We start from the raw sequence: 13031 nt of genomic DNA on the forward strand, positions 1-13031 counted from the left end.
TCCGGTTCGTTGCCCAACACATAGGTCAGCCGCCGCGCGAGGGCAACGGACGCAATGCCGCTCCCTGCCGCAAAGCGGCCCCATCGCGATAGCAGTCTCGTTATTCGGTGGGCGTTGCGATGGCAGACGAGGCATCGGCCACGGCGACGAGCTTGGCCAGATCGCTGTCGGCAGAAAGATCGGCCACGGCATAGCTCGCGTCGAGCGCCTCGGGCGCCAGCACGATCCCCTTCGTCACTGCGCCCTTCGCGCCCGCAGGCCCATGCGCCACGCCATTGACGGCAAAATAGATCGCGCCCGATTCCCCGGCACGCAACTTCGGCGGTTCTTCAAGCCGGGGCACCGCGAAGCGCTCGCCCGCATCCATCACCTTCTCGAAGATCACCGAACCATCCGAGCCCGTCACGCGCACCCAGGAGGGACGCACGGCAATAAGTTCCACTTCGGGCGCATCGGCCCCCAACGTGCGCACCATCGGCAGGGAATCCCCCGCGGCCGCGGGCAAAGGTTGCGCGGCTTCGGAGAGGCGCACCGGAACAGCGGGGGCGGCAGGTGCCGTGCCCGCAAGCAGCCCCGCCTCGCGCGGGTCGATCGCGGCAATCGGACCATCCCGCGCGATCAGCACAGGGGTCTCCAGTGCGGCCGGACGGTAGAGCCGGTCAAAGGCCTCAGTTGCCGCGGTCGCGGGCAGCGCATCGGCGGAACTCGCCACCTGCATCGGCGCAACGGAATGGAGCGGGTCGATTTCGGCCACCACGCCGGGCGCCTGATCGACCGGGGCAAGCTGCACCCGCTGCACTTCCTGCAGCACCGACCAGCCACCATAACCGATTCCGCCCGCGACCATCATCACGACGGCGAGCGAACCCACGGCGCGCGGGTCGATCTTGGTCCAGAACGGCGCGGGCTTCGGAATGAAGGAGGCATTCGGGTTGGCAAGCGACTCGCTCAGATCGGCAGGGCGGCGCTGCGGCTTCGGCCCGGAGGCGGCGGCGGCGAGACCATGGGTCGGCGAGAAGCCCGCCTCACGGCAAAACCGTTCGAAGGCCCAATCCGGATCGAGCCCCAGATAGCGCGCATAGGAGCGCACGAAACCGGCGATGAACGAGGGCGATTCGAAGGCCGAAACGTCGCAGTTTTCGATCGCGGCAATATGGATTGCCTTGATGCGCAGCTCACGCTGCACATCAAGGAGGGATTTGGCAAGCGTCGCGCGCTCGCCGCGCAGCACATCGCCCAGACGCAGTTCGAAATCGTCAAAACCTTTCGGTTTTGCCTCATCCTCTTGTGTCGAAGGAGTGACCTTCCACCTGATCATGTGCCTGCCCGTCCCCGAGGTGTCGTTCCGATTCGAGCCTCATGGCCCATAATTCTTGATATTTGACTACCACACCCCGGGGAGGGTTGCACTTGCAGAATGGCTCAGGCGACGGCTTCGGCGCGATTCAGCGCACAGCGCGCCCAGAGCGCATCCATCGCGTTCACGAGCCCGTCGATCTGCGCCATGTCATGCACCGGCGAGGGCGTGAAGCGCAGCCGTTCGGTGCCGCGCGGCACGGTCGGGAAGTTGATCGGCTGCACATAGACGCCGTAATCGCTCAAGAGCATGTCGGAAACCGCCTTGGTGTGCACGGGGTCGCCGATCACCACCGGAACGATATGGCTGCCATGATCGATGATCGGCATGCCAAGCGCTTTGAGGCGCAGCTTGAGCGCTTTCGCATGGGCCTGCTGCATGTCGCGCAGCTTCTGCCCGTCCGCTGTTTTCAGGAAGGCGATCGAGGCGCGCGCCCCCGCCGCGATGGCCGGCGGCAGCGAGGTCGAGAAGATGAAGCCCGGCGCATAGGAGCGCACGGCATCGACCATTTTCGCGGTGGTGGCGATATAGCCGCCGAACACGCCATAGGCTTTCGCGAGCGTGCCGTTGAAGATGTCGATCCGGTCCATCAGCCCGTCACGTTCCGCCACACCGGCGCCGCGCGGCCCATACATGCCCACGGCATGCACTTCGTCGATATAGGTCAGCGCACCGAATTCGTCGGCGAGGTCGCAGATGTCCTTGATCGGGCCGAAATCGCCGTCCATCGAATAGATCGATTCAAAGGCGATCAGCTTCGGCGCGGCCGGATCGTCGGCGGCCAGAAGTTCGCGCAGATGCGCCACGTCATTATGACGGAAGATCCGTTTCGGGCCTTGATTGCGCTTGATGCCTTCGATCATCGAGGCATGGTTCAGGCTGTCGGAATAGATGATCAGGCCGGGGAAGAGCACGCGCAGGGTGCTCAGCGTCGCGTCATTCGCGATATAGGCCGAGGAGAAGACGAGCGCGGCTTCCTTGCCGTGCAGATCGGCGAGTTCGGCCTCAAGCGCCTTGTGATAGGCGGTGGTGCCGGAAATGTTGCGGGTGCCGCCAGAACCGGCGCCAACGGCTTCAAGCGCCTCATGCATGGCGGCGAGAACGACCGGATGCTGGCCCATGCCCAGATAGTCGTTGCCACACCAGACGGTGATGTCCTGCTTCGCCCCGTCGGGGCGGTTCCACTGCGCCTTCGGGAAGGCGCCTTTTTCGCGCTCAATGTTGATGAAGGTCCGGTAGCGGCCTTCGTCGTGCAGTTTCTGGATCGCTTTGTCGAGCGCGAGATCATAGTCCATAGTCGTCACCCCTGGCTTGATGCACTTGGTTGTGGTCTGCCGGTGTCGGCTCTTCGGCCCTTCCGGCACGGTCCTTGATAAGCGTCAAGCTCACAAAAAGGGAGTTCTAAATTGTCGCATGCCGATGCACAATTTTATTTCGCGGATGATTTTTCGGGCATTTGAGGGATGCGCAGCGTCTGGTGCTGCGGCAAAGTGGCTGTTAGGCTTCCTCCAAAGGAGACCAAAATGACGCTCGAAGCCGTTCTTTCCCGTATCGATGAAACCCTGCCCGACTCCTGCGAGCGGCTGATGGAACTGATGCGCATTCCCTCGATTTCCACCGACCCGGAGTTCGACGCAGATTGCGCCCAGGCGGCAAACTGGCTGGTGCAGGAGTTGAAATCCCTGGGCTTTTCAGCGTCATCGCGCCCCACGCCGGGGCATCCGATGGTGATCGGGCGGCATACCGGGCCGGGGCGGCATATCCTCTTTTACGGTCACTATGACGTGCAGCCGGTCGACCCGCTCGAGCTCTGGGCGCGCGATCCCTTCGACCCGCAGATCGAGGAGACGCCGAAGGGGCGGGTGATCCGCGGCCGCGGCGCGGGCGATGACAAGGGCCAGTTGATGACCTTCATCGAGGCCTGCCGCGCGTGGAAGGATGTGCATGGCACCTTGCCCGGCAACCTTACGATCTTTTTCGAGGGCGAGGAGGAATCCGGCTCGCCCTCGCTGATTCCCTTCCTGGAGGAAAACAGCGAAGAGCTCTCGGCGGATCTCGCGCTGATCTGCGATACCGGCATGTTTGCCGATGAAGTGCCCGCCATCGTCACCATGTTGCGCGGGCTCGCGAAGATCGAGTTCACCATTCGCGCCGCCAACAAGGATCTGCACTCGGGCATGTTCGGCGGCGTGGCGATCAACCCGATCCGGGTGATCACCAAGATCCTTGGCGGGTTGCATGACGATCAGGGCCGGGTCACGCTACCGGGCTTCTATGACGATGTGGCGGAACTGCCCGAGGCGGTGGCGGCGCAGTGGCAGGGGCTTGGCTTCGATCACGCCGCTTTCCTCGGCGGGGTCGGGCTCACCACTCCTGCGGGTGAGGTGGACCGCACGCCGCTTGAGCAGATCTGGTCGCGCCCGACCGCCGAGATCAACGGCATCTGGGGCGGCTATACGGGCGCGGGCTTCAAGACCGTGCTGCCTGCAGAGGCGAGTGCGAAAGTGAGCTTCCGTCTCGTCTCCGAGCAAGATCCCGACAAGATCCTTGCAAGCTTCAAGGCCTGGATCGCGGCGCAGCTGCCGCCCGATTGTGAACTGGTCTGGACCGGTCCGAACGGCTCGCCCGCCGCGGTGATGGAAATCACCGACCCCGCTTTCGAGGCCACGCGCGAAGCGCTTTCGGAGGAATGGGAGCGCCCCGCCGCCTTCGTCGGCTGCGGCGGCTCGATCCCGATTGCGGGCTATTTCAAGGACATCCTTGGCATGGATGCGATGCTTGTGGGCTTTGGCAAGGATGACGACCAGATCCACAGCCCGAACGAAAAATACGACCTGCAAAGCTTCCACAAGGGGATCCGGAGCTGGGCACGCGTGCTGGAGCGGATCGCGGGCTGACCGGTCGCGGCGGGGGGGGCACCCCCCCCCCCCCCCCGTGGGATATTTAGGCAAAGTCGAAGAGAGGCCGATTGGTCAAAGGCCAAAGGGGCCGCGCCCCCTGCCCGCTTCAAGCGTTTAGCCGAGCACCATATCGTCGCGGTGAATAAGCGCGGCGCGCCCGGGATAGCCGAGAATTCCCTCGATCTCGCTTGAGCGATGACGCGCGATCTTGCGCGCCTCTTCCGCCGTGTAGCGCATCAGCCCCTTGCCGAGCACCGCGCCATCGGGGCCGGCAATCGTCACCGGCTCGCCGCGCCCGAACCGCCCCGAGACTTTTGTGACCCCCGCCGGCAGGAGCGATTTGCCCAAAAGGAGCGCCCCGACCGCGCCCGCATCGACCGTCACCTCGCCGCGCGGCTTCATCGCCGCGATCCAGCGCTTGCGCGCCGCCTGCGGGTCGCCCTCGGGCAGGAACCAGGTGCAATTTGCGCCCTCGGCCAGCGCGCGCAGCGGGCGCGCGACCGAGCCCTCCATGATCGCCATGGCGCAGCCGCCCGCAACGGCGGTTTTCGCCGCCAGGAGCTTCGTCTTCATGCCGCCCTTGGAGAGGCCGGAGATCGGATCGCCCGCCATTGCCTCGATCTCGGGGGTGATATGGTCAACCACGTCAAAGCGGGTGGCGCTCGGGTCTTCCTTCGGGTTCGCGGTATAGAGCCCGTCGACATCGGACAGCAGGATCAGCTGATCCGCGCCCACGGTCACGGCGATCTGCGCCGCCAGCCGGTCGTTGTCGCCAAAGCGGATCTCGTCGGTCGCCACCGTGTCATTCTCGTTCACGATCGGCACGACGCCCATGGCAAGCAGCGTCGCCATCGTCGCGCGCGAGTTCAGATAACGCCGCCGGTCATCAGTATCCTCAAGCGTCACCAGCACCTGCGCCGTGGTCACGCCGTGGGGCGCCAAGACCTCTTGATAGGCCTGGGCAAGGCGGATCTGCCCCACCGCTGCCGCCGCCTGGCTTTGCTCGAGCGGCAAAGGCCCCGGCGGCAGGCCGAGCACGCGGCGCCCGAGCGCGATCGAACCCGAGGAGACGAGGACCACATCCGCGCCGCGCTTGCGCGCCGACGCCACATCTTCGGCAAGTGCGGTGAGCCAACCGGTGTTCAGCCCTTCGGCCCCCACCAGAAGCGCCGAGCCGATCTTGATCACCAGCCGTTTCGCCGTCTCGGCGCGCGGCGTCATGGTTGCCAAGGCGTCACCTCTTGCTCTTCGGCGCGATCCTCGGCAATCTCCGCCCAGAGCGCGCGCAAAACTTCAGTCACGCCCTTTTTCGACACGCCCGACATCACCAGCACCGGCCCGCCGGAGGCCTTTTCCAGCGCGCGCCTGCGGCTCGAAAGCGTCTTGGCGTCGAGCGCATCGGCCTTGTTGAGCACGGTGATCCGGGGCTTTTCGTAAAGCGCCTCGGAATAGGCCTCAAGCTCGCCGATGATGGTGCGGTAATCCTTGGTGATCGTGCTCGACGTGCCATCGACAAGGTGCAAAAGCACTGAACAGCGCTCGACATGGCCCAGGAACTGATCGCCGAGCCCCCGGCCCTCGGAGGCGCCCTCGATCAGCCCCGGAATATCGGCCATCACGAATTCCTTGCCGTCGATACCAACCACGCCAAGGTTCGGCACAAGGGTCGTGAACGGGTAATCCGCAATCTTCGGGCGCGCGTTCGAGACGGCCGAAAGGAAGGTCGATTTGCCGGCATTGGGCAACCCCAGAAGCCCGGCGTCCGCGATGAGTTTGAGCCGCAGCCAAAGCGTGCGCTCAACCCCTTCCTGGCCGGGGTTGGCGTTGCGTGGCGCGCGGTTGGTCGAGGATTTGAACCGCAGGTTGCCCCAGCCGCCATTGCCGCCCTTGGCCAGAAGCACGCGCTGCCCCGGGGTGACAAGATCGGCAATCACCGTTTCCTCGTCCTCGTCGATGATCTCGGTGCCCACCGGCACTTTCAGCACGACATCCTCGCCATCCTTGCCGGTACACTGGCTGCCCATGCCGTGCTGGCCGGTCTGGGCAAAGAAATGCTGCTGATAGCGGAAATCGATCAGCGTGTTCAGCCCTTCGACCGCCTCGGCCCAGACCGAACCGCCAGTGCCGCCATCGCCGCCATCGGGGCCGCCGAATTCGATGAATTTCTCGCGCCGGAAACTCACGCAACCGGCCCCGCCGCCGCCCGAGCGGATATAGACTTTCGCAAGGTCGAGGAATTTCATCGTATGGCCCCTTTCGCAAGGCGCCCGTTTACGCGCCCCGCGCCGATTGCGCAAGCGGCGCATGGGGCGCGCCCTCAAACTCCCGCGGGATTTCGGCCAAGACGGGGCAGCAGACCGGGAGCGGGTGGGCCCGGGAGGGCATCGCCCTTCCGGCAGGTGGGGGTCGGGGAGGGCTGGCCCTCCCCGATCTCCCTCAATCGAGTTTCTTCACATAGGTCCAGGTCGGCACGCGGGCGTTGCGCGCCACCGACCAGCTCTCGGCATCGCCGAGATACTCAAACCCGTTATGGCTGAGCACGCGCGCCGAGCCAGGATTGTCCTGAAACACCTCGGCCATCAGCGTGCGCGCGCGATGCGGGTTGGCGGCGATCAGCGCGGCCACGGCTTCCGAAGCAAAGCCCGTGTTCCAGAACCCCGGCCCGACCCAGAAACCGATCTCGGACTGGTCGTCGTCGAGCCGGGTGAGCGACACGAGCCCCAGCACCTCGGCCAGCCCCTGCGCGGAGCCATCGAGCGCCCAGACATCCTCTCCCCGCCCCTCGGACATGGCGCGGGCAATGAAACTTTCAGTCGCGCCCGGCGGCAGCGGATGCGGGATCGCGCGGGTGCCCTCGGCCACGCGCTTGTCGGCGGTATACATCGAAATCAGCCCGGCATCCGAGCGCCGCAGCGGACGCAGCAGGAAACGCTCGGCCTCGATCACCGGTTGCGCGGTTATGGTCGTCTGAAACATCGCGTTCTCCTCAAACGCTGGCCGTTCTGGCCCTACTTCGAAAACGGAAACAGTCCCATGACAGCACCTTGGCGTTCATATGACCGATTTCAACTGCGACCGCTTGCCCCTCTCCTTCCCTCGCGGGGCAAACGAAAAGGGGGACCGGCGCTTCAGCCGATCCCCCTTATAAACGCTTCGGGTTACGTTCGGCTTACTCGGCGGCCTCCGCGACCGGGAGAACCGAAACAAAAGTGCGGCCCTTGAGGCCCTTGCGATAGGCAATCTTGCCCTCGACAACGGCGAACAGGGTGTGATCGCGGCCCATCATCACGCCTTCGCCGGCCCAGACCTTGGTGCCGCGCTGACGCACGATGATGTTGCCCGGAACGGCGGCTTGGCCACCGTAGAGTTTCACGCCGAGGCGACGGCCGGCAGAGTCGCGACCGTTGCGCGAGGAGCCGCCTGCTTTTTTGTGTGCCATGGGGGATTACTCCTGAGCTTCAGCGGCTTTTTTGGCGCGCTTCGGTTTCGCGGGGGCGGCAGCTTCGGGAGCCGCGGTGCCATGCACTGCGCGGCGCGCCGAGGCGGTGCCGACGGCTTCCTTGACACCCGAGGCGGCAGCGCCGGAGGCGAGCACTTCGGTCACGCGCAGCAGCGTGAGCTGTTGGCGGTGGCCGCGGGTGCGCTGCGAGGAGTGTTTCCGGCGGCGCTTGTGGTAGGTGATGACCTTGTCGGCCTTGATCGTGTCGATCACTTCGGCGACGACGGCCGCGCCTTCTACATTGGGCGCGCCAACGGTCAGCGTTTCACCGCCCACCATCAGAATTTCGTTGAACTGGACTTTTTCACCAGCGACGGCGGCAATCAGTTCCACGCGCAGCACATCGCCCGCCTGAACCTTGTATTGCTTGCCGCCCGTCTTGAGGACCGCGAACATGCGTTCTTCCTTGTGTCAGCCGCGCCCTGTGGCCCCCTTTCGGGTGTTGCCGGGTTGCCCCGCCTCGGACAGCGCGCCCAGATGGGCGTTGTTGAAAACATGATCCCGGCGGAGAGGGACTCGCCGCCGGGTCCGCGCCTTATCTCCGAGGGGGGCCGAGGTGTCAAGCGCTTTCCCGGCTGCAACGGGGATGGCCGCCCCGTTGTCAGAAGTCTGCACCGTTCACGCGGCCGCGGTCAGGATGCCGGAGCGGGCTCGGGGCGATGGTGTTCGTTGAAATATTCCCATTCGCCGACCTTGCGGCCATCGCGAAGCTTGCAGACCGCATCTTCTCCGGGGTTGGCACCGGGCAGGATCTCGCCGCCCTTCTCGATGCAGAAGGCCGCCGCCGGATTGGGCATGCCGACGGACACTGGCTCAGCGGGCGGTTCGGCCGCGCAAGCGGCCAAAACGGCCGCGGGAATGGCGAGGAAGATCAAGCGTTTCATGGCAACCTCCGATGCGGGAAGGCTAGCATGGCCCCGCGAGCCTGAAAAGGCCGGGCGGGTCAAACCCCGGCCTTTTCCTCCAGCGTGAGCCACTCCTCCTCGGCCGCGACGAGGGCTGCTTCGCGCGCGACGAGCATCTCGGAGGCTTTGGCGAATTTCACCGGCTCACGGGTGAAGAGATCGGGGTCGGAGAGCAGCTCATGCAGCTTGCCGATCTCGCGTTCGAGCTTTTCGATGATCCCCGGCAGCGCCTCGAGCCGGTGCTTCTCGGTGAAGGTGAGACCGGCCTTTTTCACGGCCTCTTTCGGCGCCTCCGGGGCAGTGGCCTTTTTCGCCGCGACGGGAGCGGCAGCGGGTGCAGGCGCCGTGAGCGCCTTTTGCGCCTGATAATCGCTCCAGCCGCCGGCATAGACGGTGGCGCGCCCGTCCCCCTCCATCGCGATCGTGGTGGAGGCGACGCGGTCGATGAAATCGCGGTCGTGGCTGACCAGCAGCACCGTGCCGTCATACTCCCCCAGAATATCCTGCAGAAGGTCGAGCGTCTCGACATCGAGATCGTTGGTCGGCTCATCGAGCACAAGGAGGTTCGAGGGCTTCGCCATGATCCGCGCAAGCAAGAGCCGCGCCCGCTCGCCCCCCGAAAGCGAGCCGATCGGCGCGCGCGCCTGCATCTCGTCGAACAGAAAATCCTTGAGATAGGCGACCACATGTTTGGGCGTGCCGCGCACCATCACCTGATCCGAGCGCCCCGAGACGCGCATCTCGGGGTCGTTCACCATCCCGTCCCAGAGCGTCATCTCGAGGTCGAGCGTGGCGCGGGCCTGATCGAAAACCGCCATCTCCAGATTGGTGCCATGGGTGACTGTGCCCGCATCGGGGGCAAGCTCCCCCGTCAGCATTTTCAAAAGCGTGGTCTTGCCCACGCCATTCGGCCCGACAAAGGCGACGCGATCACCGCGCAGCACGCGCAGGTCAAAATCCTTGACGATCGGCTTCGTGCCAAAGCTTTTCGTGACGCCCTTCGCCTCGATCACGCGCTTGCCCGATGCCGCGCCAGTCTCAAGCTCCATCGCCGCAGTGCCCTGCCGGCGGATCTGGCCCGCGCGTTCAGCGCGCAACGCCTGCAGCGCGCGCACCCGCCCCATGTTGCGTTTCCGGCGGGCCGAGATCCCCTCGACCGCCCATTTCGCCTCCGCCTTGATCTTGCGGTCGAGCTTGTGGCGGGCGTCATCTTCGGCGGCCCAGGTTTCCTCGCGCCACTCTTCAAAATATTCAAAACCGCGTTCCATCCGCCGCACCTCGCCGCGGTCGATCCAGAGCACGGCTTGGGTGAGATGGCGCAGGAAGGCGCGGTCGTGGGAGATCAGCACATAAGCCGTGCGGGTGTCGCGCAGATAGGTTTCGAGCCAGCCGATCGCCTCGATGTCGAGATGGTTCGTCGGCTCGTCGAGCAGCATCAGTTCCGGCGCCTCGGCCAGAAGCTTGGCCAGCGCGGCGCGGCGCCGCTCGCCCCCCGAAGCGGTGGCGACCTCCGCCTCGGGGCGGAACTTCAGCCCCTCGGCCACCATCTCGATGCGGTAGCGCTCCGCCTCCGCAAGACCGGAGGCCGCGAAATCGCCCAAGGTGGTGAAAGCCGAAAGATCCGGCTCCTGTTCCATATAGCCGACACGGGTGCCAGTGGGCACGACACGGCTGCCGTGGTCGGGCTCGACAAGCCCCGCCATCACTTTCATCAGCGTGGATTTGCCCGAGCCGTTGCGGCCGACAAGGGCGACCCGGTCGCCCTCCTGCACGGTGAGGTCGAGCCCGTCGAACACGGGGGTGCCGCCGAAGGTGAGCGAGATCGAGGAGAGCTGAAGAAGGGGTGCGCGTGCCATGTGCCTGCGCTAGCCGGGCCGCGCGCAAAGGTCAACGGGGATGGGGACGCCGCCCCCGTCTCCTGCGGAGACTTCCCCGGGATATTCCCACCAAGTCGAAGGGGGTTTTCATCTTGCGGCAACTCTCCCGGGGGTGAATGGCCCAAGCCAGAGGGGCAGCGCCCCCTGCCCCGCAAAACCCTTGTCAGCCGGCCTTGTCAGCCGGCCACGAGCCGCAGCGCGCGAGCGCGAGCGGGCGGGATCGCGCCGATCTCGAGCCCGGTGAACACGTGGAGCGTGCCCAGATCCTCATCGACCACCGCATGGTCGCTGACCCAGCCGCCCATGCCGAGATAGCTGCGCAAAAGCGGCGGCATTTTCAACATCGCAAGCTTCGGATCCCCCTTGCGGCCCAGAAGCTTGCGCGCATAGCGAATGACTTTGGGCGCCTTCACCCGCACCCGCCAGCGCCGCGGCGCGAGATGGCGCTCGGCCAGAAGCGCAAAGGCATCGGTGTAGCTGTCGAAATCGGTGGAGAGAAACGACGAGCAGCCAAACAGCATCTCGATCCCCTCGGCATCGACAAAGCGCGTTACCGCCCCCCAGGCGAGGCGCAAAATATCCGGGTCGCGGCAATCCGGGTCGATGCAGAACCGCCCCATCTCCACCATCCGCCCCGGATAGGCGGCAAGTGGCGTGAGGTCGTAGAATTGCGCCGAATAGCTGCGCGACAGCTCGGCCCCGCTCTCAAGCGCCATCAGCCTGAAGCAACACACCAGCCGCCCCGAGCCCGTCTCCTCCACCAGCACGTGGCGGCAATCGGCGTCAAAGGCGTCGGCGTCCACCGCGTCTTCTCCCCCCCCCGCCCGGCCCCGATTGGCCATGAAAGCGCGCCAGCGCAACGTCTGGGCCGCGTGCAGATCTGCGGGGGTGACGGCGAATCGTGCCGCATAGCGGCCCCGCGACAGCGAGAATTTCGACAGCGTAAACATGCGCGCACCTCCGGACGGCCCGGTCCCTGCATCGGAAACCCTGCATCGAGCCGCGCGGCGACTTTAGGCCAATTGCTTGACAGCGAAAAGACAGTGGCCTGCGACGCGGCACCGCGGCGCGCTGGATCTGCCGATCAATCCTTGACCATCTGCGCCGGCGAGATCCGGCCGAAGGAAGACAGCAGTTCACGGACGAGGCTCACGCCCTTGATGTTGGATTTCGTCACTCGCCGCGACAGAACCACCACCTCGCCTTTCTCAAGCCCGAAGCGCTCGACATTGTCGACCACGCCCTTGTCGTCGAAGCTCACGGCAACGACCTCGCGCTCGATCTCCTCGGGCGCCCGCGGGCCGTAATGCTTCCAGCGCGAGCCGACGTAATACCAGCCCGCCCCCTGCAGAAGCCCCATCGAGGAGGGGCGGCCGATCGCATAGGCGACATCCTGCTGCGTGCTCTTGCCAACCGCGACCTGCGCCAGATCCTCTTCTGTCGGCACATAGCCGTGATTTTCATAGATCGCGGAGCAGCCCGCCGCCGCCAGAAGCCCCGCAAGCGCCGCAGCGAAGGCAATCTTCTGCGCCAGGCGCGCTTGTCGTGTCGTGCTGCTCACCCTGGTCCGCTCCCTGCATCAGGTCCATGCATCAGGTCTTCCGCGCCCGATACCCTCTTGTCAGGGCGGGACGTGCCTTCTATCCCGCTTACAACAGCTCTGCGCGGCCCTCAAGCCCGAGACGCGGAGACCCCGCCAGCGACCGGAGAGAATGATGACCGATACTGCGCCCCCGCCCCCCGCGCCGCCGCTGTCCCAGCCGCTGCGCCCGGCCGATCTGGCGGGGAGAAAGCCAACCCGGTTCGAGATCGCACCGCCCTCCGAAACGCTGGCGGACATCGCCGGCTGGGCCGGCATCACGGCGCTGCGCGCCTTTCATTTCAAGGGCGCGCTGACGCCTGCCGGGCGGAACGACTGGCTTCTCGAGGCGCGGCTTACCGCCACCGTGGTGCAGGACTGCGTTGTCACCCTGGCGCCCGTCGAGACCGAGATCATCGAGGATGTGCGCCGCCGTTACCTTGCCGCGATGGAAGAGCCGACCGGCGAGGAGGTGGAAATGCCCGAAGATACCGACAGCGAACCCCTCCCCGACCGGATCGACCTTGGCGCTGTCGCGCTTGAGGCGCTTGAGCTGGCGTTGCCGCTTTACCCGCATGCGCCGGGCGCGGAGGGACTTGAGATCGTGGCCACCCCGCCCGGGGCCGCGCCGATCCGCGAGGAGGAGACCCGCCCCTTCGCCAATCTGCGCACGCTCATGAGCGGCACGGAGCGCGGCGACGGAAGCGCAGACGGAGAGGATCCGGACCGCGCCTGAGGGCTTTTCGTCGCGCCGCGGAAGGGGGACGAAAAAGGCCGCAAAAAGGGCTTGCAACGGGGCGCAATCGCTGTATGTTCCCGGCCTCATTCGAGTAAAGGGTTCGCACCCGGTCCGCCTCCGGCGCCCGTGACGAAACCCCAGGAAAATCAGGGCCTTGCGCCCCAGGAAACCGAGG

The 13031-nt window shown here is 65.6% G+C and carries 13 protein-coding genes; 2 read left to right on the plus strand and 11 right to left on the minus strand.

Annotation, left to right across the window (positions count from 1 at the left end):
- Window positions 1-100: 100 nt before the first annotated feature.
- Both CRO22_RS04620 and hemA read right to left on the minus strand, forming a co-directional pair.
- Window positions 101-1318 (minus strand): helix-turn-helix domain-containing protein, encoded by a 1218-nt coding sequence (locus CRO22_RS04620; RefSeq protein ID WP_097068960.1) that lies wholly within the window; start codon window positions 1316-1318, stop codon window positions 101-103.
- 104 nt (window positions 1319-1422) lie between these two features.
- Window positions 1423-2652 carry a 5-aminolevulinate synthase gene (gene hemA / locus CRO22_RS04625; protein WP_097068961.1) on the minus strand — a complete coding sequence of 410 codons (1230 nt, stop codon included), beginning with the start codon at window positions 2650-2652 and terminating at the stop codon, window positions 1423-1425.
- Window positions 2653-2880: 228 nt separating this feature from the next.
- On the opposite strand from hemA, the gene CRO22_RS04630 reads away from it, so the two are divergent.
- Window positions 2881-4254 carry a M20/M25/M40 family metallo-hydrolase gene (locus CRO22_RS04630; protein ID WP_097068962.1) on the plus strand — a complete coding sequence of 458 codons (1374 nt, stop codon included), beginning with the start codon at window positions 2881-2883 and terminating at the stop codon, window positions 4252-4254.
- A gap of 117 nt (window positions 4255-4371) precedes the next feature.
- On the opposite strand, the gene proB is transcribed toward CRO22_RS04630, so the two are convergent.
- The 9 genes from proB to CRO22_RS04675 form a co-directional block, all read right to left on the minus strand.
- On the minus strand, window positions 4372-5478 hold the full coding sequence (gene proB / locus CRO22_RS04635) for a glutamate 5-kinase (protein WP_097068963.1): 1107 nt from the start codon (window positions 5476-5478) through the stop codon (window positions 4372-4374).
- Complete coding sequence (gene obgE / locus CRO22_RS04640; protein ID WP_097068964.1) at window positions 5475-6500, minus strand: GTPase ObgE; 1026 nt, start codon at window positions 6498-6500, stop codon at window positions 5475-5477. Before obgE ends, proB begins: the two co-directional genes overlap by 4 nt.
- Before the next feature lie 193 nt (window positions 6501-6693).
- Complete coding sequence (locus CRO22_RS04645; protein WP_097068965.1) at window positions 6694-7233, minus strand: GNAT family N-acetyltransferase; 540 nt, start codon at window positions 7231-7233, stop codon at window positions 6694-6696.
- A 193-nt stretch (window positions 7234-7426) separates the two neighbouring features.
- Window positions 7427-7696: a 50S ribosomal protein L27 gene (gene rpmA, locus CRO22_RS04650; RefSeq protein ID WP_097068966.1), complete on the minus strand. Its 270-nt coding sequence runs from the start codon at window positions 7694-7696 to the stop codon at window positions 7427-7429.
- Between the two features lie 6 nt (window positions 7697-7702).
- Window positions 7703-8152, minus strand: a complete 450-nt coding sequence (gene rplU, locus CRO22_RS04655; protein ID WP_097068967.1) for a 50S ribosomal protein L21 — start codon at window positions 8150-8152, stop codon at window positions 7703-7705.
- Window positions 8153-8388: 236 nt separating this feature from the next.
- The gene (locus CRO22_RS04660; RefSeq protein WP_097068968.1) at window positions 8389-8640 is read right to left on the minus strand and encodes a DUF333 domain-containing protein; all 252 of its coding nucleotides are present in this window, start codon (window positions 8638-8640) and stop codon (window positions 8389-8391) included.
- A 59-nt stretch (window positions 8641-8699) separates the two neighbouring features.
- Window positions 8700-10517, minus strand: coding sequence for an ABC-F family ATP-binding cassette domain-containing protein (locus CRO22_RS04665; protein ID WP_097068969.1), 1818 nt, complete (start codon window positions 10515-10517; stop codon window positions 8700-8702).
- Between the two features lie 197 nt (window positions 10518-10714).
- The gene (locus CRO22_RS04670) at window positions 10715-11488 is read right to left on the minus strand and encodes a GNAT family N-acetyltransferase (RefSeq protein WP_097068970.1); all 774 of its coding nucleotides are present in this window, start codon (window positions 11486-11488) and stop codon (window positions 10715-10717) included.
- Between the two features lie 134 nt (window positions 11489-11622).
- Window positions 11623-12099, minus strand: a complete 477-nt coding sequence (locus tag CRO22_RS04675) for an outer membrane protein assembly factor BamE (protein ID WP_097068971.1) — start codon at window positions 12097-12099, stop codon at window positions 11623-11625.
- 154 nt (window positions 12100-12253) lie between these two features.
- Here CRO22_RS04675 and CRO22_RS04680 point away from each other — a divergent pair, with 154 nt between their 5' ends.
- A complete protein-coding gene (locus CRO22_RS04680) occupies window positions 12254-12853 on the plus strand; it encodes a YceD family protein (protein WP_097069205.1) in 600 nt (199 codons plus the stop codon).
- Window positions 12854-13031 lie beyond the last annotated feature (178 nt).

Origin of the sequence: Rhodobacter maris (assembly GCF_900217815.1) — a bacterium.
Classification (GTDB): domain Bacteria; phylum Pseudomonadota; class Alphaproteobacteria; order Rhodobacterales; family Rhodobacteraceae; genus Rhodobacter; species Rhodobacter maris.

Coding starts and splice junctions, on each gene's coding strand:
- CRO22_RS04620 (WP_097068960.1), bottom strand. CDS start 1,318: ATGATCAGGTGGAAGGTCACTCCTTCGACACAAGAGGATGAGGCAAAA.
- hemA (WP_097068961.1), bottom strand. CDS start 2,652: ATGGACTATGATCTCGCGCTCGACAAAGCGATCCAGAAACTGCACGAC.
- CRO22_RS04630 (WP_097068962.1), top strand. CDS start 2,881: ATGACGCTCGAAGCCGTTCTTTCCCGTATCGATGAAACCCTGCCCGAC.
- proB (WP_097068963.1), bottom strand. CDS start 5,478: ATGACGCCGCGCGCCGAGACGGCGAAACGGCTGGTGATCAAGATCGGC.
- obgE (WP_097068964.1), bottom strand. CDS start 6,500: ATGAAATTCCTCGACCTTGCGAAAGTCTATATCCGCTCGGGCGGCGGC.
- CRO22_RS04645 (WP_097068965.1), bottom strand. CDS start 7,233: ATGTTTCAGACGACCATAACCGCGCAACCGGTGATCGAGGCCGAGCGT.
- rpmA (WP_097068966.1), bottom strand. CDS start 7,696: ATGGCACACAAAAAAGCAGGCGGCTCCTCGCGCAACGGTCGCGACTCT.
- rplU (WP_097068967.1), bottom strand. CDS start 8,152: ATGTTCGCGGTCCTCAAGACGGGCGGCAAGCAATACAAGGTTCAGGCG.
- CRO22_RS04660 (WP_097068968.1), bottom strand. CDS start 8,640: ATGAAACGCTTGATCTTCCTCGCCATTCCCGCGGCCGTTTTGGCCGCT.
- CRO22_RS04665 (WP_097068969.1), bottom strand. CDS start 10,517: ATGGCACGCGCACCCCTTCTTCAGCTCTCCTCGATCTCGCTCACCTTC.
- CRO22_RS04670 (WP_097068970.1), bottom strand. CDS start 11,488: ATGTTTACGCTGTCGAAATTCTCGCTGTCGCGGGGCCGCTATGCGGCA.
- CRO22_RS04680 (WP_097069205.1), top strand. CDS start 12,254: ATGACCGATACTGCGCCCCCGCCCCCCGCGCCGCCGCTGTCCCAGCCG.